3 protein-coding genes are annotated in these 26167 nt (G+C 75.0%); all 3 read left to right on the top strand.

Annotated elements, in window-relative coordinates:
- Positions 1-47: 47 nt before the first annotated feature.
- The gene (locus SLAV_RS08265; protein ID WP_100660816.1) at positions 48-16370 is read left to right on the top strand and encodes a type I polyketide synthase; all 16323 of its coding nucleotides are present in this window, start codon (positions 48-50) and stop codon (positions 16368-16370) included.
- A 116-nt stretch (positions 16371-16486) separates the two neighbouring features.
- Positions 16487-18370 carry a type I polyketide synthase gene (locus SLAV_RS43090; protein WP_250649644.1) on the top strand — a complete coding sequence of 628 codons (1884 nt, stop codon included), beginning with the start codon at positions 16487-16489 and terminating at the stop codon, positions 18368-18370.
- The gene (locus SLAV_RS08260; protein WP_250649643.1) at positions 18253-26133 is read left to right on the top strand and encodes a type I polyketide synthase; all 7881 of its coding nucleotides are present in this window, start codon (positions 18253-18255) and stop codon (positions 26131-26133) included. Before SLAV_RS43090 ends, SLAV_RS08260 begins: the two co-directional genes overlap by 118 nt.
- Positions 26134-26167 lie beyond the last annotated feature (34 nt).

Here is a 26167-nt window from a genome sequence, read left to right as displayed (position 1 = left end):
GCGAGCTTGACGACCTTGAACACTTCGACGACGGGGATGGCGTGACAATGGTGAACGAGGAGAAGTACCTCGATTACCTCAAGCGGGCGACGGCCGACCTCCGCGAGGCGCGGCGCCGGCTGCGCGAGGTGGAGGAGCGGGATCAGGAGCCGATCGCGGTCGTGGCGATGAGCTGCCGCTATCCCGGCGGCATCGACACCCCCGAAGCCCTGTGGGAACTCGTCGAACGCGGCGGCGACGCCGTCACCCCCTACCCCGCCGACCGGGGCTGGCCGGCCGAGGTCCTCTTCGATCCCGATCCGGACAGCGGCATCGAGGAGTACGAGCGGGTCGGCGGATTCCTGCACGACGCCCACCACTTCGACCCGGCGTTCTTCGGGATCTCCCCGCGCGAGGCCCTCGCCATGGACCCGCAGCAGCGGCTCCTGCTGGAGACCTCCTGGGAGGCCTTCGAGCGGGCCGGGATCGACCCCGCCACCCTGCGCGGCAGCCGCACCGGCGTGTTCGCGGGCCTCATGTACCACGACTACGCGGCACGGCTGTTCAGCGTCCCCGAGGAGATCGAGGGCTTCCTCGGCAACGGCAGCTCCGGCAGCATCGCCTCCGGCCGCATCGCCTACACCCTCGGCCTGGAGGGCCCGGCCGTCACCGTCGACACGGCCTGCTCCTCCTCGCTCGTCGCCGTCCACCTGGCCGTCCAGGCCCTGCGCAGCGGCGAGTGCACCCTCGCCCTCGCCGGCGGCGTCACCGTCATGTCGACCCCCGGCACCTTCACCGAGTTCAGCCGCCACCGCGGCCTGGCCGGCGACGGCCGCTGCAAGTCCTTCGCGGCCGCCGCCGACGGCACCGGCTGGGGCGAGGGCGCCGGCATGCTCGTCCTCGAACGGCTCTCCGCCGCCCGCGCGAACGGCCACCCCGTCCTCGCCGTCGTGCGCGGCACCGCCGTCAACCAGGACGGTGCCAGCAGCGGCCTGACCGCCCCCAACGGGCCCTCACAGCAGCGCGTCATCCGCGAGGCGCTCGCCGGGGCCCGGCTCTCGCCCGCGCACATCGACGTGGTCGAGGCGCACGGCACCGGCACGACGCTCGGCGATCCCATCGAGGCCCAGGCCCTGCTGGCCACCTACGGCCAGGACCGGCCCGAGGACCGGCCGCTGCTGCTCGGCTCCATCAAGTCGAACATCGGCCACACCCAGGCCGCCGCCGGCGTGGCCGGGATCATCAAGATGGTCATGGCGATGCGCCACGGCGTCCTGCCCCCGACCCTGCACGTGGACGAGCCCACCCCGAACGTCGACTGGTCGGAGGGCGCCGTCCGGCTGCTCACCGAGGCCCAGCGGTGGCCGGAGACGGGCGCGCCCCGCCGCGCGGGCGTCTCCTCGTTCGGCATCAGCGGCACCAACGCCCACACCATCATCGAGCAGGCCCCCGACGCGGCGGCGGCCCCGGCCCCCGCCGCGGCTCCGGACACCGCCTCGGACGCCGCCTCGGGCACCGACGAGGCGGCCGCTGCCGTCCCCGTACCGGCCCTGTGGAACCTCTCGGGCAAGTCGCCGGCCGCCCTGCGCGCCCAGGCCGCGAAGCTGTACGCCCACCTGGCCGCCCACCCCGGGCAGCGCCCCGGCGACGTCGCCCGCTCCCTCGCGAACGGCCGCACCGCCTTCGAGCACCGCGCGGTCCTCACGGCCGCCGACCGGCCCGGACTGGCCCGCGCCCTGCAGTCCCTCGCCGCCCTGGGACCCGAGGAATCCGCCCCGGGGGTCACCCTGGGCCGCCCGGTCGGCGGGAAGCTCGCCTTCCTGTTCACCGGTCAGGGCAGTCAGCGCCTTGGGATGGGGCGTGAGCTGTATGACGCCTTCCCGGTGTTCGCCGCCGCGGTGGATGCGGTGTGCGAGCGGCTGGAACTCCCGCTGAGGGAGGTGCTGTTCGGTACGGATGCGGAGCTGCTGGACCGTACGGAGTACGCCCAGCCCGCGCTGTTCGCCGTCGAGGTGGCGCTGTTCCGGCTGCTGGAGTCGTGGGGTGTGCAGCCGGACTTCGTGTCCGGTCATTCGGTCGGTGAGATCGCCGCCGCGCATGTGGCGGGGGTGCTGTCGCTGGACGACGCGTGCACGCTGGTGGCCGCCCGCGGGCGGCTGATGCAGGCGCTGCCGGCCGGTGGCGTGATGATCGCGGTGCAGGCTTCGGAGGACGAGGTCCTGCCGCTGCTGACCGACCGGGTCAGCATCGCCGCCGTCAACGGCCCGACGTCGGTCGTGATCGCCGGTGACGAGGACGCGGCGACCGCGATCGTGGAAGCCTTCCCGGACCGGAAGTCCAAGCGGCTGACGGTGAGCCACGCCTTCCACTCCCCGCACATGGACGGCATGCTCGACGCCTTCCGCCGGGTCGCACAGGGGCTCACGTACGCCGCCCCGGCCCTCCCGGTCGTCTCCAACCTGACCGGCGCCCTCGTCACCGACGAGATGGGCTCCGCCGACTTCTGGGTCCGCCACGTCCGCGAAGCCGTCCGCTTCCACGACGGCATCCGCGCCCTCGCCGCCCGCAACGTCGTGCACTTCCTCGAAGTCGGCCCGGACGCCGTCCTCTCGGCCCTCGCCTCGGACTGCCTGCCCGAGAGCTCCGGCACGGCCGCCTTCGTGCCCGTCCTGCGCGCCGGCCGTCCCGAGACCGAGACGCTGACCGGCGCCCTCGCCCGGCTGCACGTCCGGGGCGCGGCCGTGGACTGGAACGCGTACTACGCCGGCACCGGCTTCGAGCGCGTGGACCTGCCCACCTACGCCTTCCAGCGCGAGCCCTACTGGCTCGACGCCGGACGTCCCCCGGGTGACGTGTCCGCCGCCGGCCTCGGCACGGCGGGCCACCCCCTGCTCGGCGCCGCCGTCGCCCTCGCCGACCTCGACGGGTTCCTCTACACCGGCCGGCTCTCCCTGGACACCCACCCCTGGCTCGCCGACCACGCCGTCGGCGGATCCGTGGTCCTGCCCGGCAGTGCCTTCGTGGAGCTGGCGATCCGCGCCGGCGACCAGGTCGGCTGCGACCTCCTGGAGGAACTCACCCTCCACGCACCCCTCGTCCTGCCGCCGGACGGCGGGGTCCAGTTCCAGCTGTGGGTGGGCGCCCCCGACGCCGCCGGACACCGCCCCCTCGGCGTGCACTCCCGCCCCGAACCCGACGCCGACGCCGCAGCCGACACGGCCGAACTGCCCTGGACCCGGCACGCGGACGGCGTCCTCGCCACCGGCGCCCCGCAGCCCGACTTCGCCCCCGCCGCCTGGCCTCCGGCCGACGCCACCCCCCTGCCCGTCGACGACCTGTACCCCCGGCTCGCGGAGGCGGGACTCCACTACGGGCCCGCCTTCCAAGGCGTCCGCGCGGCCTGGACCAGCGGCGACGCGGTCTACGCCGAGATCGAGGCCTCGGACGAACAGCGCGGCGACACGGCCCTGTTCGGCCTGCACCCCGCCCTCCTCGACGCCGCCCTGCACTCCATCGGACTCGGCGGCCTCGTGGCGGACACCGACGGCGGCCGGCTGCCGTTCTCCTGGACCGGAGTGGCCCTGCACGCCGTGGGTGCCTCGGCCCTGCGCGTACGCCTGGCCAAGGCCGGACCGGACGCCGTGTCGCTGGCGCTCGCCGACGGCACCGGGCAGCCCGTCGCCGAGATCGCCTCGCTCACCCTGCGCGCCGTCTCGGCCGGGCAGCCGGCGACCGCGACCGGCGGCCCCCACGACCGCCTGTTCCAGGTGGCGTGGACCCCTCTGGACCTCCCCGCCCCGGCCGGCGCGGACGTACGCCCGCTGCTGCTCGACGGGCCCGACGCGGCCGACGCGCTCGCCGCCGCCCTCGACGCGTCGCACGACGCGGCCCACGCCGCCGCCGGGCGCGTCCCGGACACCGTCCTCGTACGCCTGCCCGCCGCGCCCGAGCCGACCCCCGGCGCTGTCCGCGCGGCCGCGCACGGCACGCTGCGGCTGCTGCGCCACTGGCTCGCCGACGACCGGCTCGCCGACAGCAGGCTCGTCCTCCTGACCGGCGGCTCGGTCGCCGTCAGCACCGGCGACCGGGTTCCCGACCCCGTCTCCGCCGCCGTCTGGGGCCTGGTGCGCTCGGCCCAGTCCGAGCACCCGGGCCGCTTCGTCCTCCTCGACACCGACGACACCGAAGGCACCGAAGGCACCGAAGGCACCGACGCCTCCGGTGTACCGGCCGAGCCGACCGCGGCCGTCCTGGCCTCCGTCCTCGCCTCCCCGGAGCCTCAGCTCGCCCTGCGCGAAGGCGCCGCCCACGCCCCCCGCCTGGCCCGCGTCCCCGCCGCCGCGGGCAGCACCCCGGCCGGGGCGCCCGCGTACGGCGCCGAGGACACCGTCCTGATCACCGGAGCCGCCGGCACCCTCGGCCGGCTCGTCGCACGCCACCTCGTCGCCGAGCGCGGCGTACGGAACCTGCTGCTGCTGAGCCGCCGCGGCGACACCGCGCCCGGCGCCGCGGAGCTGACGAGCGAACTCACCGGCCTCGGCGCACGGGTGGCCTGGTCGGCGTGCGACGCCGCCGACCGGGAGGCACTCGCCGCCGCGCTGGCCACCGTCCCCGCCGACCGGCCGCTGCGCGCGGTCGTCCACACCGCCGGCGTCCTGGACGACGGCGTCATCGACTCGCTGACGCCCGAACGCCTCGACACCGTCCTGCGGCCCAAGGCCGACGCGGCCCTCCACCTCCACGAACTCACCCGGGGCCTCGACCTGTCGGCGTTCGTGCTCTTCTCCTCCGCCGCCGGCGTCTTCGGCGCACCCGGGCAGGGCAACTACGCTGCCGCCAACTCCTTCCTGGACGCCCTCGCCCAGCACCGCCGGGCCCAGGGTCTCCCGGCCGTCTCCCTGGCCTGGGGCCTGTGGGACGACACCGAGGGCATGGCCGGCGCCCTCGACCGCGCCGACCTGGACCGGATGAAGCGCGGCGGCGTGCAGGGACTGACCGCCTCCGACGGACTGGCCCTCCTCGACCTCGCCGACGCCCTCGCCGCGACCGGCACGGATGCCGCTGCGGACACCGCGACCGCGGGCGGAGCAGGCAGTGCCCTCCTCGTGCCGATGCGGCTGGCCCCGCCCGCCCCCGGAACGCCCGTCGCCCCGCTGCTGCGCGGGCTGGTCCGCACCCCCGTACGCCGTACGGCCGCGAGCGCCGACGCCACCGGGCAGGACCTGTCCGCGCTGGAACGGCGCCTCATCGGCCTCGACACCGCCGGGCGCGAACGGCTGCTCCTCGACCTGGTGCTCGGCCACGTCGCCGACGTACTGGGCCACGGCAGCCCGGACGCCGTCGAAGCCGGAGCCGCCTTCAGCGAACTGGGCTTCGACTCGCTGACCGCCGTCGAGCTGCGCAACCGGCTCGGCGCGGCCGTCGGCCGCCGGCTGCCCGCCACCCTGGTCTTCGACCACCCCACCTCCACCGCCCTGGCCCGCCACCTGGCCGCCGAACTCGGCGGAGGGGCCGCCGCGTCCCAGGACGCGGCCGCCACGCCCGGCACCGGTGCCGTGGGCGGCGAGGACGATCCGATCGCCATCGTGGCGATGAGCTGCCGATACCCCGGTGGCGTCACCACCCCCGAGGAGCTGTGGCGGCTGCTGGAGAGCGGTGCCGACGCCATCACCGGCTTCCCCTCCGACCGGGGCTGGGACGTCGAGAACCTCTACCACCCCGACCCCGACCACCCCGGCACCTCGTACACCCGCCACGGCGGCTTCCTCCACGACGCCGCCGCCTTCGACCCGACGTTCTTCGGGATCAGCCCGCGCGAGGCCGTCGGCACCGACCCCCAGCAGCGGCTGCTGCTGGAGACCACCTGGGAGGCCTTCGAGCGGGCCGGGATCGACCCCGCCGGCGTGCGCGGCAGCCGCACCGGCGTGTTCGCGGGCGTCATGTACCACGACTACGCCGCCCTGCTGGAACGGTCCGCCGACGGCGCCGACGGCTCGTTGGGCTCCGGCAGCACGGGCAGCATCGCCTCGGGACGCGTCTCGTACACCTTCGGGCTCGAAGGCCCCGCCGTCACCATCGACACCGCCTGCTCCTCCTCGCTGATCGCCCTCCACATGGCGATCCAGGCCCTGCGCACCGGCGAATGCGACCTGGCCCTGGCCGGCGGTGTCACCGTCATGGCCACCCCGGGCACCTTCGTCGGCTTCAGTCGCCAGCGCGGCCTGTCGGCCGACGGCCGCTGCCGCGCCTTCTCGGCCGACGCCGACGGTACGGGCTGGGGCGAGGGCGTGGGCATGCTGCTCGTGGAGCGGCTGTCGGACGCGCGGCGCAACGGGCATCCGGTGCTGGCGGTGGTGCGGGGTTCGGCCGTCAACCAGGACGGTGCGAGCAACGGCCTCACGGCCCCCAACGGCCCGTCCCAGCAGCGGGTGATCCGGGCCGCCCTCGCGAATGCGGGACTGTCGGCCGCCGAGGTGGACGCGGTCGAGGCGCACGGTACCGGTACCACCCTCGGTGACCCGATCGAGGCCCAGGCCCTGCTGGCCACCTACGGCCAGGACCGGCCCGAGGGGCAGCCGCTGCTGCTGGGCTCCGTCAAATCGAACCTGGGGCACACCCAGGCCGCCGCCGGCGTCGCCGGGATCATCAAGATGGTCATGGCGATGCGCCACGGCGTCCTGCCCAAGACCCTGCACGCGCAGCGACCGTCGCCGCACGTGGACTGGTCGGCAGGCGCCGTCAGCCTGCTCACCGAGTCGGTTCCGTGGCCGGAGACCGGGCGTCCGCGCCGGGCCGGCGTGTCCTCGTTCGGCATCAGCGGTACCAACGCCCACACCATCATCGAGCAGGCCCCGGACGCCGAACAGCCCCCGGCCGCCGACCCCGTCCGGGCCCTCCCGGCACTGCCGCTGCCGCTCTCGGGCCGCACCGAGCAGGCCCTCGCCGACCGGGCCCGCGCCCTGAGCGCCCACCTGGCCGCCCACCCCGACCTCGCGCCCGCCGACCTCGCCTACTCCCTGGCCACCACCCGGACCGGCTTCGACCACCGCGCCGTGATCGTGGCGAAGGACCTGGCCACGGCCACCACCGCCCTCGACGCGCTCGCCGCCGGCCGGCCGGCCCGCGGCCTGACCCGCGACACCGTCCGCAAGGGCGGCCGCACCGCCTTCCTGTTCACCGGGCAGGGCAGCCAGCGCCTCGGCACCGGCCGCGAACTGTACGACACCCAACCGGTTTTCGCCGCCGCCTTCGACGCGGTCTGCGCCCGACTCGACCTCGAACTGCCTCTCAAGGACGTCCTGTTCGGGACGGACGCGGAGCTGCTCGACCGGACCGAGTACGCCCAGCCGGGACTGTTCGCCGTCGAGGTCGCGCTCTTCCGGCTCCTCGCGTCCTGGGGCGTCACCCCGGACTTCGTCGCCGGGCACTCCATCGGCGAGATAGCGGCGGCGCACGTCGCCGGCGTCCTCTCCCTCGCCGACGCGTGCACGCTGGTCTCCGCCCGCGGGCGGCTGATGCAGGCGCTGCCTTCGGGTGGTGTGATGATCGCGGTGCAGGCGTCGGAGGACGAGGTCCTGCCGCTGCTGACGGACCGGGTGAGCATCGCCGCGGTCAACGGTCCGCGTTCGGTCGTGATCGCCGGTGACGAGGACGCCGCGACCGCCGTCCTGGAAGCCTTCCCGGACCGGAAGTCCAAGCGGCTGACGGTGAGTCATGCGTTCCACTCGCCGCACATGGACGGCATGCTGGAGGACTTCCGCCGGGTCGCGGAGGGGCTCGCGTACGAGAGCCCGCGCATCCCGGTCGTGTCGAACCTGACCGGGGCGATCGTCTCCGACGAGATGGGCTCGGCGGACTTCTGGGTGCGGCACGTCCGTGAGGCGGTCCGCTTCCTCGACGGCATCCGCGCCCTGGAAGCCGCCGGGGTCACCACGTACCTCGAACTGGGCCCCGACGGCACCCTGTCCGCCCTCGCCCACGACTGCGTCACCGACCGCGCCGCCGCCGCCTTCGCCCCCACGCTGCGCGCCGACCGGCCCGAGGCGCAGACCCTCGCCACGGCCCTCGCCCGGGCCCACGTACGCGGCGCGGCGGTCGACTGGCACGCCCACTTCGCCCCGGCCGGCGCACGCCGCGTCGACCTGCCCACCTACCCCTTCCAGCGCGAGCGCTACTGGCCCGAGCCCGGCACCCCGCTGCCCGCCGACGCCACCGGCCTCGGCCTCGCGGCCGCCGGACACCCCCTGCTCGGCGCGGCGGTGTCCCTCGCGGACGCCGACGGCTGCGTCCTCACCGGCCGCCTCTCGCTGCGCACCCACCCCTGGCTCGCGGACCACGCCGTCACGGGCTCCGTCCTGGTCCCCGGCACGGCCTTCGTCGAGCTGGCCCTGCACGCCGGAGAGCGGGTCGCGGCCCCGGCCCTCGAAGAGCTGACGCTCCAGGCGCCGCTGGTCCTCCCCGACTCGGGCGAGGCCGTCCGGATACAGGTCACCGTGGGGGCGCCCGACGCTTCCGGGCTCCGCCCGGTCGCCGTGTACTCCCGCCCGGCCGACACCGAGGACGGGCCCTGGCTGCGGCACGCCGCCGGACTCCTCGCGGACGAGGTCCGCCCGGCCGGCGCCGACCTCGCCACCTGGCCGCCGACCGGAGCGGTACCGGCCCCCGTGGAGGAGGCCTACGCGCTGCTCGACGCCTCCGGCCTCGGCTACGGACCCCTGTTCCGTGGCCTGCGCACGGCCTGGCGGCGGGACGGTGAACTCTTCGCCGAACTCGCCCTGCCGACGGGCGCGCAGAGCGACGCCGACGCGTACGGGCTCCACCCCGCCCTGTTCGACTCCGCCCTGCACACCCTCGCCCTCGACCCCGCCCTGGCGGCGGGCCCGGAGGCCGGCGATGCTCAGGGCGCGCGGCTGCCCTTCGCGTGGACCGGCGTACGGCTCCACGCGAGCGGCGCCACCGCCGTACGGGTCCGGCTGGCTTCCGCCGGGTCCGGCGCGGTCTCGCTCGAACTGGCCGACCCCGCCGGGCGCCCCGTCGCCTCGGTGGACTCCCTGTCCCTGCGGACCCTCTCGTCCGGGCAGATCGGCGAGGCCGCCCGCGACGGCCGCCCCGATTCCCTCTTCCGGACCGACTGGACGCCGCTGTCCCCGGGGCGGACGGCGACGGCTCCGGCCGACGCCGCACCCGCCGTGGTGGGCGGGCCGGTCCCCGGCCTGGAAGGCCCCGCGTACGCGGACCTCACCGAGCTGGCGGCATCCGGCGCCGAGGTGCCGGAGCTGGTCTTCGTCGCCGTCCCGGACCCGGCCGCCGGGGACCGCGTCACCGGGGCCGGGCTGCCGACCGCGGTGCACACCAGGACCGCCGAGGGACTCGCCCTCGTCCGGGCCTGGCTCACCGAGGAGCGGTTCGATTCCTCGCGGCTCGTCTTCGTCAGCCGGGGCGCCGTGCCGACGCAGGACCCCGCCGGGCCCGTCCGCGACCTCGCGGGCGCAGCCCTCGTCGGCCTGCTCCGGTCCGCAGCCACCGAACACCCCGGCCGGTTCGCCCTGGTCGACCTGGACGAGGACGGCGCGCCCCTGCCCGAGGGGGCGCTCGTGGCGGCCCTGGCGTCGGGTGAGTCGGAGGTGGCGGTGCGCGGTGGATCGGTGCTGGTGCCGCGCCTGGCGCGGGCTGCGGTCGCGGCTGACGCGGCCCCTGCGTGGGATGCCGGGGGCACGGTGCTGGTGACGGGTGCGAGTGGTTCGCTGGGTGGTCTGTTCGCCCGGCACCTGGTGGCCGAGCACGGGGTACGGAATCTGTTGCTGGTGAGTCGTCGTGGTGAGGCGGCTTCGGGTGCTGCCGAGTTGTCGGCGGAGCTGGCTGAGCTGGGTGCGGAGGTGGCGTGGGCGGCTTGTGATGTCGCCGACCGTGACGCGCTGGCTGCCGTGCTGGCGGGGATTCCGGAGGAGCGTCCGTTGTCGGCGGTCGTGCACACGGCCGGTGTTCTGGACGACGGTGTCGTGGGCTCTCTGACGGCGGAGCGGTTGTCGGCGGTGTTGCGTCCGAAGGTGGACGCGGCGTGGAACCTGCACGAGCTGACCGCCGGTCTCGACCTGTCGGCGTTCGTTCTGTTCTCCTCGGCCGCTGGTGTGTTCGGTGGTGCGGGCCAGGCCAACTATGCGGCGGCCAACACCTTCCTGGACGCCCTCGCCGCGCACCGCCGGGCCCAGGGCCTGGCTGCGACCTCCCTCGCCTGGGGCCTGTGGGCCGAAGTGGGCGGCATGGGTGGCGCGCTGGACGCCGAGGACGTTTCGCGCATGGGTCGTGGCGGGGTCAACGCCCTGACCGCGGCCGAGGGCCTGACCCTGTTCGACACCGCCTGCGCCTCCGGCCAGGCCCTGCTGGCGCCCGTCAAGCTTGACCTGGCCGCGCTCCGCGCCCAGGCGGGCGGCGGCATGCTGTCGCCGCTGCTCTCCGGCCTCGTCCGTATGCCGACCCGCCGGGCCGCCGGAGCTGCGGCCGCCGCCGGTGACACGCCGGCCGGCGCCCTCGCAGGGCTGTCGGCCGCCGAGCAGGAGGCCCGCGTACTGGACCTGGTGCGCACGCAGGTCGCCGGGGTGCTCGGCTACGCGGGGCCCGAGGCGGTCGAGGCCGACCGGTCCTTCCGCGAGCTCGGCTTCGACTCGCTGACCGCCGTCGAACTGCGCAACCTGCTCGGCGCGGCCACCGGCCTGCGCCTGCCCGCCACCCTCGTGTTCGACTACCCGACCTCGGCGGTGCTCGCCGAGTACCTGCGGTCCGAACTGCTCGGAGCGGCTCCCGCCGCGCCCGCCGCACCGGCCGCCGTCGCCCTGCGGGACGACGAGCCCATCGCGATCGTCGGCCTGGGCTGCCGCTACCCCGGGGACGTGCAGTCACCCGAGGACCTGTGGCGGCTGGTGCTGGAGGGCCGCGACGTGGTGTCCGGGTTCCCCGACGACCGTGGCTGGGACGTCGACGGCCTCTTCGACGCCGACCCGGGCCGGGAAGGCACGAGCTACGCCCGCGAGGGCGGCTTCCTCGCCGACGCCTCCGCCTTCGACCCGGCGTTCTTCGGGATCTCGCCGCGCGAGGCCGTCGCGATGGACCCGCAGCAGCGGCTGCTGCTGGAGACCTCCTGGGAGGCCTTCGAGCGGGCCGGCATCGACCCCCGCTCCCTGCGCGGTACCCGGACCGGCGTCTTCGCCGGTGTCATGTACCACGAATACGCCTCCCGGCTCGCGGCCCTGCCCGAGGGCGTCGAGGGCTTCCTCGGCACGGGCAACGCGGGCAGCGTCATCTCCGGCCGGCTCTCCTACACGTTCGGCCTGGAGGGCCCGGCGGTCACCATCGACACGGCCTGCTCCTCCTCGCTGGTGGCCCTGCACCTCGCGGTGCAGGCCCTGCGGCAGGGGGAGTGCTCGCTCGCCCTGGCGGGCGGCGTGACCGTGATGGCGACCCCCGCGGCCTTCGTGGAGTTCAGCCGCCAGCGCGGGCTGGCCTCCGACGGCCGCTGCAAGGCCTTCTCCGCCGGTGCCGACGGCACGGGCTGGGCCGAGGGCGCCGGCGTCCTGCTGGTGGAGCGCCTGTCCGACGCCCGCCGCAACGGGCACCCCGTGCTCGCCGTGGTCCGGGGGACAGCGATCAACCAGGACGGCGCCTCCAACGGGCTGACCGCGCCCAACGGCCCGTCCCAGCAGCGCGTCATCCGGCAGGCCCTGGCCAACGCCGGTCTGTCCGCCGCCGACGTGGACGCCGTCGAGGCGCACGGCACGGGCACGACGCTCGGCGACCCGATCGAAGCGCAGGCGCTGCTGGCCACGTACGGCCAGGACCGGGCGGCGGACCGCCCGCTGCTGCTGGGCTCGATCAAGTCCAACATGGGCCACACGCAGGCCGCCGCCGGTGTCGCCGGCGTGATCAAGATGATCATGGCGATGCGGCACGGCGTCCTGCCCAAGACCCTGCACGTGGACGAGCCCACCCCGCACGTGGACTGGACAGCGGGAGCGGTCTCGCTCCTGGAGTCGGCCACCGCCTGGCCGGAGACGGGCCGGCCGCGCCGCGCCGCGATCTCCTCCTTCGGCTTCAGCGGGACCAACGCCCACGCCGTCATCGAGCAGGCACCCGAGCCGCCGGCCTCCGGCCCGGCCGAAGCCGCGACGCGGACGCCCGGCAGCCTGCCGTGGCTCCTGTCGGCGAAGGACCCCCAGGCCCTGGCCGACCAGGCCGCCCGGCTCGCGGCGCACGTGACCGACCACCCGGACCTGTCCCCGGCCGACATCGGCCGCTCCCTCGCCACGACCAGGACCGCCCTGGACCGGCGGGCCGCCGTCGTCGCGGACGACCGCGAAGGCTTCCTGGCAGGCCTGGGCGCGCTCGCCGAGGGCGAGTGGGCGCCCGGCGTATGGGAAGGCTCGCCGGTCGGCGGGAAGCTCGCCTTCCTGTTCACCGGTCAGGGCAGTCAGCGCCTGGGGATGGGGCGTGAGCTGTATGACGCCTTCCCGGTGTTCGCGGAGGCGCTGGACGCGGTGTGTGAGCGGCTCTCGCTCGAACTGGCTCTGAAGGACGTGCTGTTCGGTACGGATGCGGAGCTGCTGGACCGGACGGAGTACACCCAGCCCGCGCTGTTCGCGGTGGAGGTGGCGCTGTTCCGGCTGCTGGAGTCGTGGGGTGTGCGGCCGGACTTCGTGTCCGGGCATTCGATCGGTGAGATCGCCGCCGCGCATGTGGCGGGTGTGTTGTCGCTGGACGACGCGTGCGCGCTCGTGTCCGCCCGTGGTCGGCTGATGCAGGCCCTGCCGGCCGGTGGTGTGATGATCGCGCTGGAGGCTTCGGAGGACGAGGTCCTGCCGCTGCTGACCGGCCGGGTGAGCATCGCCGCCGTCAACGGCCCGACCTCGGTCGTGATCGCCGGTGACGAGGACGCGGCGACCGCGATCCTGGCGGCCTTCCCGGACCGGAAGTCCAAGCGGCTGACGGTGAGCCACGCGTTCCACTCGCCGCACATGGACGGCATGCTGGACGGGTTCCGCCAGGTGGTGGCGGGGCTCACCTACGCTGCCCCGCAGATTCCGGTGGTCTCGAACCTGACCGGTGCCCTGGTCTCCGACGAGATGGGCTCGGCCGAGTTCTGGGTGCGGCACGTCCGCGAGGCGGTCCGCTTCCTCGACGGCATCCGCACCCTGGAGGCCGCGGGCGTGACCACGTACCTCGAACTCGGCCCCGACGGAGTCCTCTCCGCCCTCGCGCAAGAGGCCCTCGCCCCGGAAGGGGCGGCGGCCTGCCTCCCCGTCCTGCGCGCGGACCGTCCCGAAGGGGCCGCCCTCGCCTCGGCCCTGGCCCAGGCGCACCTGCGCGGCGTCCGCGTCGACTGGAGCGCGTACTTCACCGGCACCGGCGCCCGCCGCGTCGACCTGCCGACCTACGCCTTCCAGCGGCAGCGGTACTGGCTGGAGGCCCCCGTCCACGCCCTCGCGGGCGACGTCACCTCCGCCGGACTCGGCGCGACCGCCCACCCCCTCCTCGGGGCCGCGGTCGACCTGCCCGACTCGGACGGGTTCCTCTTCACCGGGCGGCTCTCGCTGCGCACCCACCCCTGGCTGGCCGACCACCGCGTCGCAGGAGCCGTCCTGGTGCCGGGCGCCGCGCTGGTGGAACTGGCCGTCCGGGCCGGCGACCACGCGGGCTGCGGCAGCCTGGACGACCTCACGCTCGAAGCACCCCTGGTGCTGCCCGAGTCGGGCGGGACGCAGCTGCGGCTCGCCGTGGCCGAGCCGGACCCGACCGGCCGCCGGGCCTTCCAGGTGTACTCGCGCCCCGAGGACAGCGCCCCCGACGGGCCGTGGACCCGGCACGCCGACGGCGTCCTGGCCCCCGGGTCCCAGGACGCCGACGCGGAAACCCTGGAGCAGTGGCCCCCGGCCGGCTCCGTCGAGTGTGCCGTGGACGAGCTCTACCCCGGCTTCGACTCCATCGGCCTCGGCTACGGGCCCGCCTTCCGCAACCTGCGCCGGGCCTACCGGCTCGCCGACGAGGTGTTCGCCGAAGTGGCCCTCGCCGAGGACCGCCTCGCGGAGGCGGCCCCCTACGGGCTGCACCCGGCGCTGCTCGACGCCGCCCTGCACGCCGTCGGACTCGGGGAGTTCTTCCCCGACGGCCCGGCGGGCGCGCGACTGCCCTTCTCGTGGGACGGCGTACGACTGCACGCCGCCGGGGCCGCCGCCCTGCGCGTACGGATGGCACCGGCCGGCCGGGACGCGGTGGCACTGACCCTGTGGGACGGCGCCGGACAGCCCGTCCTGACCGTCGACTCGCTCGTCCTGCGCCCCCTGGCCGCCGACGGCTTCACCGCCGCCGGCGGGCCCGGCGCGGGCCCCGTGCGCGACGCGCTCTTCCGGATCGACTGGACCGCCCTGGCACTGCCCGACACCCCGGTGCGCTCCGGCGGGCCGTGGGCACTGCTGGGCGCCGATCCGCTGAAGGCGGGCGCCGGGCTGGAACGGGCCGGGCTGCTGGAGGACCCGGCCGGGGCGACCCACCCCGAACTGGACGCCCTCGGCGAAGCCTTCGACCTGGCCGGGGCCCTGGGTGAGCCCGTGCCGGAGACGGTCCTCGTCTCCCTGGCCCCCGACCTCGCCGCCCCGCCCGCGGCGACCGCCGCGCACACCGCGACCGGGCACGCGCTGGCCCTCGTACAGGGCTGGCTGGCGGACGAGCGGTTCGCCGGATCCCGGCTCGCGGTCGTCACCCGGGGCGCCGTCTCCACGGACTCCGGCGAGGACGTGACCGACCTCGCGCACGCAGCGGTGTGGGGCCTGGTGCGCTCGGCACAAGCCGAGCACCCCGACCGGTTCGTCCTGGTCGACCTCGACGGCCAGGACGCCTCCCACGAGGCCCTGCCGGCCGCCCTCGCCACCGACGAGACCCAAATCGCCCTGCGCGAAGGGGCCGTACGCGTACCCCGGCTGGCCCGCGCCGCCCTCACCGCCCCGGCGGACGGCCTGCCCGCCCTGCCGGACCCCGAGGGCACGGTCCTGATCACCGGAGCCACCGGCACCCTCGGCGGCCTGCTCGCCCGGCACCTCGTCGCCGAGCACGGGGTGCGGCACCTGCTGCTCACCAGCCGGCGCGGCGCCGCGGCGGCCGGAGCCGGCGAACTCGCCGACGCGCTCACCGGGGCGGGCGCCCAGGTCACCTGGGCGGCCTGCGACGTCGCCGACCGGGAGGCGCTGGCCGCGCTGCTGGACTCCGTACCGCACGAGCACCCGCTGACGGCCGTCGTGCACACCGCCGGTGTGCTCGACGACGGCACCGTCACCTCGCTCACCCCCGAGCGGATCGCGACGGTGCTGCGGCCCAAGGCCACCGCGGCCTGGAACCTGCACGAACTGACCCGGCACCTCGACCTGGCCGCGTTCGTCCTGTTCTCCTCGGCGGCCGGCGTGTTCGGCAACGCCGGACAGGCCAACTACGCGGCCGGCAACACCTTCCTCGACGCCCTCGCCCAGCACCGCCGGGCCCATGGCCTGGCGGGCCTCTCGCTCGCCTGGGGCCTGTGGGACGACGAGGCCGGCATGGCCTCCACCCTGGACGACCAGGACCGGCAGCGCCTGGGCCGCGGCAGCATGAACGCCCTGTCGCCCGCCGACGGACTGGCCCTCTTCGACGCCGCGCTGCGGACGCCGACGGCCCGGCCCGAAACCGGTGACCCGGCGGGCACCAGCCTGCTCGTGCCCGCCCGGATCGACCTGGCGGCGCTCCAGGCTCAGGCCGGCGACCACGTCGCACCACTGCTGCGCGGCCTGCTCCGCGCCCCCGTACGCCGCAGGGCGAACGGCGGGGCGGCTGCGGACGCCCCCGGCTCGACGGCCGAGCGGCTGGCCCAACTGCCGCCCGCCGAACGGGACCGGGTCCTGCTCGATACGGTCTGCACCCACGTCGCCCAGGTCCTGGGCCACAGCGGCGCGGCCGCCATCGCGCCGGCCAGTGCGTTCAAGGAGCTTGGCTTCGACTCGCTGACGGCGGTCGAGCTGCGCAACCGGCTCGGCGCCGCCACCGGCCTGCGCCTTCCGGCCACGCTCATCTTCGACCACCCGACCCCCGAGCAGCTCGCCGGATACCTGCGCTCCGCCCTCTCCCTCGACGCGGACGGACCCACCGTCTTCGGCGAACTCGACCGGCTGGAAGCCGCGTTGGGCGCGGCGGAGGCGGCGGACGCGGACAGCGTCACCCGCTCGCGGATCACGATGCGCCTCCAGGCCCTCATGGCCAAGTGGGGCGCGGGCCAGGACACCGGCCGCACCGCGGCCGACGAGGACGGCGACGACGACCTCGACACGGCCACCGACGACGAGCTGTTCGACCTGCTCGACGACGAACTCGGCGCCTCCTGAGCGACGCGCCGTGAGACCGCCGGGGCGGGGCGGGGGCTTCCCCCGCCCCGCCCCGGCGCCCCTGACCACCACGGATAGACCCGTACGACCGCCTCTCTGGCATGGAGCCCACGCACATGGTGAACGAGGACAAGCTTCGCGACTACCTCAAGCGGGCGACCGCCGATCTGCGCCAGGCCCGCAGGCGGTTGCGCGAGGTCGAGGAACAGAACCAGGAGCCCATCGCGATCGTCGCGATGAGCTGCCGCTATCCGGGCGGTGTCCGCACCCCCGACGACCTGTGGCGGCTCGTCGCCGACGGCCGTGACGCCGTCTCGGGCTTCCCGGCGGACCGCGGCTGGGACGTGGAGACGCTCTACGACGCCGACCCCGACAGCGCCGGATCCAGCTACGTCAGCGAGGGCGGCTTCCTCTACGACGCCGCCCGCTTCGACCCCGCGCCCTTCGGGATCTCGCCGCGCGAGGCGATGGCGATGGACCCGCAGCAGCGGCTGCTGCTGGAGACCTCGTGGGAGGCCTTCGAGCGGGCGGGGATCGACCCGACGTCCCTGCGCGGCAGCCGGACGGCCGTCTTCGCCGGCGTGATGTACCACGACTACACCGCCCGCCTGGACTCCGTACCCGAGGGCGTCGAGGGCTTCCTCGGCACGGGCAGCTCCGGGAGCATCGCCTCGGGCCGCGTGGCCTACACCTTCGGGCTGGAGGGCCCGGCGGTCACCGTCGACACCGCCTGCTCGTCCTCCCTGGTCACCCTGCACCTCGCCGTGCAGGCCCTGCGGGCGGGGGAGTGCACCATGGCCCTGGCCGGAGGTGTCACCGTCATGGCGACCCCGGCCACCTTCACCGAGTTCAGCCGCCAGCGCGGCCTGGCCTCCGACGGCCGCTGCAAGCCCTTCGCGGCCGCCGCCGACGGCACCGGCTGGGGCGAGGGCGTCGGCATGCTCCTCGTGGAGCGCCTGTCCGACGCGCAGCGCAACGGACACCCCGTCCTGGCCGTGATCCGCGGCAGCGCCATCAACCAGGACGGCGCGAGCAACGGCCTGACCGCCCCGAACGGCCCCTCGCAGCAGCGCGTGATCCACCAGGCCCTCACCAACGCCCGGCTGGCGGCCGCCGACGTGGACGTGGTCGAGGCGCACGGCACCGGCACCACCCTGGGCGACCCGATCGAGGCCCAGGCCGTCCTGGCCACCTACGGCCAGGACCGGCCGGCCGACCGGCCGCTGCTGCTCGGCTCGATCAAGTCCAACATCGGCCACACGCAGGCCGCCGCGGGCGTCGCGAGCATCATCAAGATGGTCGAGGCGATGCGCCACGGCGTCGTACCGAAGACGCTCCACCTGGACGAGCCCACCCCGCACGTCGACTGGGAGGCGGGCGCCGTCTCCCTCATCGGCGAGACCCGCGACTGGCCGGAGACCGACCGTCCGCGTCGTGCGGGTGTGTCGTCGTTCGGGTTCAGCGGGACGAACGCGCATGTGATCGTGGAGCAGGCGCCGGAGCCGGCTGAGGCCTCGGAGGGTGGGGCGCGGTCGGGTATGCCGGTGGTGCCGTGGGTGCTGTCGGGTAAGAGTGCGGCGGCGTTGCGGGCGCAGGCGGAGCGGTTGGCGGGTCTGCCGGGTCTGGTGGGTGTGGATCCGGTGGATGTGGGGTGGTCGTTGGCGTCGTCGCGTGCGGGTTTGGAGCATCGTGCGGTGGTGCTCGGGGATCACGTGGCGGGTGTGCGGGCGGTGGCTTCGGGTGGGCTGGCGGCCGGTGTGGTGTCGGGTTCGGTGGTGGGCGGGAAGACGGTGTTCGTGTTCCCGGGTCAGGGTTCGCAGTGGTTGGGGATGGCGGCTGGGCTGTTGGAGTCCTCGCCGGTGTTCGCGGCGCGGATCGGGGAGTGTGCGAAGGCGCTGGAGCCTTCACCGACTGGTCGTTGGTGGATGTGCTGCGGGCCGCCGACGGCGCGCCCTCCCTTGACCGGGTGGATGTGGTGCAGCCGGCGTTGTTCGCGGTGATGGTGTCGCTGGCCGAGGTGTGGGGTGCGGCGGGTGTCCGGCCGGGTGCGGTGATCGGGCATTCGCAGGGTGAGATCGCTGCGGCGTGTGTGGCGGGGATCTTGTCGTTGGAGGATGCGGCGCGTGTGGTGGCCCTGCGGTCGCAGGCGATCGGCCGGGTGCTGGCGGGGCTGGGTGGCATGGTGTCGGTGCCGCTGGCCGCTGCGGAGGTGCGTGAGCGGATCGCGGCGTGGGGTGAGGAGCGGATCTCGGTCGCCGCGGTGAACGGCCCGTCGTCGGTCGTGGTTTCGGGTGAGGTCCAGGCGCTGGAGGAGTTCCTGGCCGCGTGCGAGAGGGACGGGGTCCGTGCGAAGCGGATCGCGGTGGATTACGCCTCGCACTCGGCGCAGGTGGAGCTGCTGCGGGAGGAACTCGGCACGCTGCTCGCGCCGATCGCGCCGCGGGCTGCGGGGGTTCCGTTCCTGTCGACCGTCACCGGTGAGTGGGTCGAAGGCCCGGAGCTGGACGGTGGGTACTGGTTCCGTAATCTGCGTCGGACGGTGGAGCTGGAGCGGGCCACGCGGACGCTGCTGGATCAGGGTTTCGGTGTGTTCATCGAGTCCAGCCCGCATCCGGTGCTGACGGTCGGTCTGCAGGAGACGGTTGAGGATGCGGGCCGGGAGGCCGCTGTCCTGGGGTCCCTGCGGCGTGGTGAAGGGGGTCTGGAGCGGTTCTGGCTCTCCCTGGGCGAGGCCTACGTACGCGGTGTGACGGTGGACTGGGACGCTGTGTTCGCCGGAACGGGCGCGCAACGCGTGGACCTGCCCACCTACGCCTTCCAGCAGGATCACTTCTGGTTGGAGAGCGGCACCGCCGAGGACACCGACACCGCCGCGCACCCCGTCGACGCGGTCGACGCCCGCTTCTGGGAGGCCGTCGAGCGCCACGATGTCGCCGCCCTCACGGCGGAGCTGGACATCGACGCGGACGAGTCGCTCGCCGCCCTCCTGCCCGCGCTGTCCTCCTGGCGGCGCCAGAGCCAGGAGCGCTCCACGGTCGACGGCTGGCGCTACCGGATCACCTGGAAGCCCGCTCCCGAGCCCGCCGCCACCCGCCTCGACGGAACCTGGCTGGTCGCGGTCCCGCAGGCGCCGGCCGACGCGGAGCAGGCCGCCGCCGTCCTGCACGCCCTCGCCGAACACGGCGCCGACGTCCGGCAGATCGCCGTCCCCGGCACCCACGACGCCCGGGCCGAGCTGGCCGGACTGATCCGGGAGGCGCTCGCCGACGGTCCGGCCGTGGCGGGCGTGCTCTCGCTGCTGACCCCCGTCGGGAGCGACGCGGAGCCGATCGGCGCGGCCGCGCCCGCCGGAGTGATCGCCACCCTGTCCCTCGTCCAGGCCCTCGGTGACGCCGAGGTGACCGCCCCGCTGTGGTGCGTCACCCGGGCGGCCGTCTCCGTGGCCCGTTCCGACCGGCGGACCGATCCCGCACAGGCCCCGGTCTGGGGCCTCGGTCGGGTGACGGCCCTGGAACACGGCGAGCGGTGGGGCGGTCTGGTCGACCTGCCGGCCGAGGTCGATGCCCGTGTGCTGGAGCGGCTGGTGGGGGTGCTGGCCGGGGATGGGGCCGAGGATCAGGTCGCTGTGCGGTCCTCGGGGCTGTTCGTGCGTCGTCTGGTGCGGGCGCGGCTGTCCGAGACCGCGGCGGTGCGGGAGTGGCGTCCGGCCGGGACCACGCTGGTGACCGGTGGTACGGGTGCCCTCGGTGCGCACGTGGCGCGCTGGCTCGCTGCGAACGGTGCCGAGCACCTGGTGCTGACCAGCCGGCGCGGGGAGGCTGCGCCGGGCGCGGCCGAGCTGCGTGAGGAGCTGACCGCGCTCGGAGCCGGGGTCACCCTGGCCGCCTGTGACGTCAGCGACCGCGAGGCGCTCGCCGCGCTGATCGCCGCCGTCCCGGCCGACCGGCCCCTGACCGCCGTCGTCCACACCGCCGCCGTCCTCGACGACGGCGTCATCGAGACGCTCACCCCCGAGCAGATCGAGCGGGTCCTGCGGGTCAAGGTCGACGCGACCCTGCACCTGCACGAGCTGACCCGCGAGCTGGACCTGTCGGCGTTCGTCCTCTTCTCCTCCTTCGCCGCCACCTTCGGTGCCCCCGGCCAGGGCAACTACGCGCCGGGCAATGCCTTCCTCGACGCGTTCGCCGAGTACCGGCGCGCCGAGGGCCTGCCCGCCACCTCCCTCGCCTGGGGACCCTGGGGCGACGGGGGCATGGCCGAAGGCGCCGTGGGGGACCGGATGCGCCGCCACGGCGTCATCGAGATGGACCCCGAACGCGCCGTCAGCGCCCTGCGGCACGCCCTCGACCGCGACGAGACCACCCTGACCGTCGCGGACATGGAGTGGAAGCGCTTCGTCCTCGCCTTCACCGCCGGTCGCGCCCGCCCGCTGCTGCACGACCTGCCCGAGGCGCGCCAGGCCCTGGAGAGCGGCCGCGGCGACACCGCCGAGGACACCGGCGGCGCGGCCGTCCTCGTCCGGCAGCTCGCCGGTCAGCCCGAGGCCGAACAGGAACGGCTGCTGCTGGACCTGGTCCGCACCGCCGTCGCCGCCGTCCTCGGCTACGCCGGCCCCGACGCGGTGGAGGCCGGCCGGGCATTCAAGGAGCTCGGCTTCGACTCCCTCACCTCCGTCGAGCTGCGCAACCGGCTCAACGCCGCCGCCGGCCTCAAGCTGCCGCCCACCCTCGTCTTCGACTATCCGACCCCCACCGTGCTCGCCCGCCACCTGCGGACCGAACTCGCCGGTCAGGGCGCGGCGGGCGGCACCACGCCCGCGCCGACCCCCGCCGGCATCGCCCCCGGGGGCGACGCCGAGCCGATCGCCCTCGTCGCGATGAGCTGCCGCTTCCCCGGCGGGGTGCGCAGCCCCGAGGAGCTCTGGCAGCTGCTGGCCGGCGGAGGCGACGCGCTCTCCCAGTTCCCCGCCGACCGGGGTTGGGACGTCGAGGCGCTCTACAACCCCGACCCCGACGCCCACGGCACCTCCTACACCCGCGAGGGCGGCTTCCTCGCCGACGCGGCCTCCTTCGACCCGGCGTTCTTCGGCATCTCCCCGCGCGAGGCCCTCGCCATGGACCCGCAGCAGCGGCTCCTGCTGGAGACCTCCTGGGAGACGTTCGAGCGGGCCGGGATCGATCCGGAGACCCTGCGCGGCAGCCAGTCCGGCGTGTTCGTCGGCACCAACGGCTCCGACTACTCCCACCTGGTGAGGGGCGCCGCCACCGAGGGCCTCGAAGGGCACCTGGCCACCGGCAGCGCGGGCAGCGTCGTCTCGGGCCGGCTCTCCTACACCTTCGGCCTGGAGGGCCCGGCGGTCACCGTCGACACCGCCTGCTCGGCCTCCCTCGTCGCCCTCCACCTCGCGGTGCAGGCGCTGCGGTCGGGGGAGTGCTCCCTGGCCCTGGCCGGCGGGGTGACAGTCATGTCCACGCCCGGCACCTTCATCGAGTTCAGCCGCCAGCGCGGCCTGTCCACCGACGGCCGCTGCAAGGCCTTCTCCTCCGACGCCGACGGCTTCAGCCCGGCCGAGGGCGTCGGCATGCTGCTCGTCGAGCGCCTGTCGGACGCGCGGCGCAACGGCCACCCGGTCCTCGCCGTCATCCGCGGTACGGCCATCAACCAGGACGGCGCCTCCAACGGACTGACCGCCCCCAACGGCCCCTCCCAGCAGCGCGTCATCCGCCAGGCCCTCGCCAACGCCCGGCTGACCCCCGCCGAGGTCGACGTCGTGGAGGCCCACGGCACGGGCACGACGCTCGGCGACCCGATCGAGGCGCAGGCCCTGCTGGCCACCTACGGCCAGGACCGCCCCGAGGGCCGCCCGCTGCTGCTCGGCTCGATCAAATCCAACATCGGCCACGCGCAGGCCGCCGCCGGCGTCGCCGGCGTGATGAAGGTCGTCCTGTCCATGCGGCACGGCGTACTGCCGCAGAGCATCCACATCGCCGAGCCGACCCCGCACGTCGACTGGAGCGCGGGCGAGGTCGCCCTGCTGACCGAGCAGCGGGCCTGGCCCGAGACCGGTGACCGGCCCTGGCGCGCGGGTGTTTCCTCGTTCGGGTTCAGCGGTACGAACGCCCATGTCATCATCGAGCGGGCCCCGGCCGAGCAGGGGTTCGAGGACCCCGGCGCGCAGGGGGCACCCGTACCGCCGGCACCCCACCCCCTACTCGCCACCCCGACCCCGCAGGAGAACGGCTCCGCGCACCGGGCCCCGCTGCCCTGGCCGCTCACGGCCAAGACCGAGAAGGCGCTCCACGCCCAGGCGGACCGCCTGCTGAACCACCTCGCCACCCGACCTGACCTGCGAAGCAGCGATATCGGCCACTCGCTGGCCACCACCCGTACGGCCCATGAGCGGCGCGCCGTGGTGATCGGCGGGAACCGGGAGGAACACCTCGCGGGGCTCGCCACCCTGGCCGCCGGAGGCACCGCACCCCTGTTCGTCCAGGGGGCGGTCATCGGGGGGAAGACCGCGTTCGTGTTCCCCGGACAGGGGTCGCAATGGGTGGGAATGGCGGAAGCGCTGTTGGACGCTTCACCCGTGTTTGCAACCCGGGTGGAAGAGTGTGCGAAGGCGCTGGAGCCCTTCACCGACTGGTCGTTGGTGGATGTGCTGCGGGCCGCCGACGGCGCGCCCTCCCTCGACCGGGTGGATGTGGTGCAGCCGGCGTTGTTCGCGGTGATGGTGTCGCTGGCCGAGGTGTGGCGCGCGGCGGGTGTCCGGCCGGGTGCGGTGATCGGGCATTCGCAGGGTGAGATCGCGGCCGCGTGTGTGGCGGGGATCTTGTCGTTGGAGGATGCGGCCCGTGTGGTGGCCCTGCGGTCGCAGGCGATCGGCCGGGTGCTGGCGGGACTGGGTGGCATGGTGTCGGTGCCGCTGGCCGCTGCGGAGGTGCGTGAGCGGATCGCGGCGTGGGGTGAGGAGCGGATCTCCGTCGCCGCGGTGAACGGGCCGTCGTCGGTGGTGGTTTCGGGTGAGGTCCAGGCGCTGGAGGAGTTCCTGGCCGCGTGCGAGAGGGACGGGGTCCGTGCGAAGCGGATCGCGGTGGACTACGCCTCGCACTCGGCGCAGGTGGAGCTGCTGCGGGAGGAGCTGGACACGCTGCTCGCGCCGATCGCACCGCGGGCTGCGGGGGTTCCGTTCCTGTCGACCGTCACCGGTGAGTGGGTCGAAGGCCCCGAACTGGACGCTGGTTATTGGTTCCGCAATCTGCGTCGGACGGTGGAGCTGGAGCGGGCCACGCGGACGCTGCTCGATCAGGGGTTCGGTGTGTTCATCGAGTCCAGCCCGCATCCGGTGCTGACCGTGGGCCTGCAGGAGACGGTCGAGGATGCGGGCCGGGAGGCCGCTGTCCTGGGTTCCCTGCGGCGTGGTGAAGGTGGTCTGGAGCGGTTCTGGCTCTCCCTGGGCGAGGCCTACGTACGCGGTGTGACGGTGGACTGGGACGCCGTGTTCGCCGGAACGGGCGCGCAACGCGTGGACCTGCCCACCTACGCCTTCCAGTCGCAGCGGTTCTGGCCCGAGGCCGCGCCCGTCGACGCCGAGGCGCCGTCGGCCGAGAACGCGCTCGACGCCCGCTTCTGGGACGCCGTCGAGCGCGAGGACCTCGCCGCCCTCACCGCCGAGCTGCACATCGAGGACGGTCAACCGCTGACCGCCCTGCTCCCCGCCCTGTCCTCCTGGCGGCGCGAGAGCCGCGAGCAGTCCACCGCCGACGGCTGGCGCTACCGCGTCACCTGGAAGGCGCTGGCCGAAGCCGCTCCCACGCGGCTCTCGGGGACCTGGCTGGTCGCCGTACCCGAGACCCTGACCGGGCCGGCCGGTGACACGGCCGCCGCCGTGCTGCGCACGCTCGCCGAACGCGGCGCGGAGGTCCGCACGCTCACGATCGCCGCCGGAGCGGCCCACCGCGACGCGCTCACCGCCGCCATCGAGGCCGCCACCGGAGAGGACACCGCCCCCGAAGGCGTCCTCTCCCTCCTCGCCCTCGCCGACAGCGACGGCGCCGCGCTGCGCGAGCACACCGGACTGCTCCATACCGCCGCGCTCGTCCAGGCCCTCGGCGACGCGCACGTGTCCGCACCCCTGTGGTGCCTCACCCGCGGCGCCGTGTCGGTGGCCCGCTCCGAGCGGCTCCAGGACCCGGCACAGGCACTCCTGTGGGGCTTCGGCCGCACCGCCGCCCTGGAGTTCCCCGACCGCTGGGGCGGTCTGCTCGACCTGCCCGCGCAGGCCGACGACCGGACCCTCGAACGGCTCGTCGGGGTGCTGGCCGGTGACGGGTCCGAGGACCAGGTGGCGCTGCGCCCCTCCGGCCTGTTCGGCCGGCGGCTGGTCCACGCCTCCCTCGCCGACGCGCCCCTCGCGCCCGCCTGGAAGCCGCGCGGCACCACGCTCGTCACCGGCGGTACGGGCGCCCTCGGCGCCCACGTCGCCCGCTGGCTCGCCGAGAACGGCGCCGAGCACCTGATCCTGACCAGCCGGCGCGGGGACGGCGCGCCCGGCGCCGCCACACTCCGCGAGGAACTGGCCGTGCTCGGCGCCCGGGTCACGATCTCCGCCTGCGACATGGCCGATCGGGACGCCGTCGCCGCGCTGCTGGCCTCCGTGCCCGCGGAGCAGCCGCTGACCGCCGTCGTGCACACCGCCGGCGTCCTCGACGACGGGGTGATCGACGGGCTGACGCCGCAGCGGTTCGCGACCGTACTCGCCCCCAAGGCGGACGCGGCGCTCACCCTCCACGAGCTGACCCGCGACCTGGACCTGTCGGCGTTCGTCCTGTTCTCCGGAGTCGCCGGCACCCTCGGTGACGCCGGGCAGGGCAACTACGCCGCCGCCAACTCCTACCTGGACGCGCTCGCCGAGCAGCGGTACGCCGACGGCCTGCCCGCCACCTCCGTGGCCTGGGGCCGCTGGGGCGACAGCGGACTGGCCGCGGGCGGCGCCATCGGCGAACGCCTCGACCGCGGCGGGGTGCCGGCCATGGCGCCGCGCTCCGCGATCCGGGCGCTCCAGCAGGCCCTGGACCACGCCGATCCGGCCGTGGCCGTCGCCGACATCCAGTGGGAGCGGTTCGCGCCCGGCTACACCGCGGTGCGGCCCAGCCCGTTCCTCGGCGACCTGCCCGAGGTCCGTCGGATCGCGCAGGCGGCCCCGGCCGCCGGCGACGGGGACGCGGGCGCGCCCGGGGCTCCGGGCGAGGCGCTGCGCCGACGGCTGACGGTGATGCCGCAGACCGAACAGGCCCTGGCCGTACTGGAACTGGTGCGCACCCACGCGGCGACCGCGCTGGGCCACGCCGGTACCGACGAGGTGGGCGCGGGCCGCGCGTTCAAGGAGCTCGGCTTCGACTCCCTGATCGCCCTGGAACTGCGCAACCGCCTGAACGCCGCCACCGGGCTGAAGCTCCCGGCCACGCTGGTCTTCGACCACCCGACCCCGGCCGTCCTCGCCGACTTCCTGCGGGCCGAGATCGTCCAGGACGGAAGCGCCGCGGCCGCGCCCGGCATCGCGGAACTGGAGAAGCTCGAATCCGCGCTCTCCGTCCTCGACCCGGACGGCGGGACGCGCGCCGACATCGCCTCGCGCCTGCAGGCCCTCCTGGCGAAGTGGGGTGAACCCCAAGCCCATTCGAGCGGCGAGGCCGTGGCCGACAAGCTCCAGGAAGCCACGCCCGACGAGCTCTTCGACTTCATCGAGAACGAGCTCGGTATCTAGCACAGCGGACAGCAGGCAGTAACAGCACAAGGGT

It is taken from the genome of Streptomyces lavendulae subsp. lavendulae (assembly GCF_002803845.1).
In the GTDB taxonomy this organism is placed as follows: domain Bacteria; phylum Actinomycetota; class Actinomycetes; order Streptomycetales; family Streptomycetaceae; genus Streptomyces; species Streptomyces lavendulae.
This window is presented reverse-complemented; position numbering and strand designations above follow the sequence as displayed.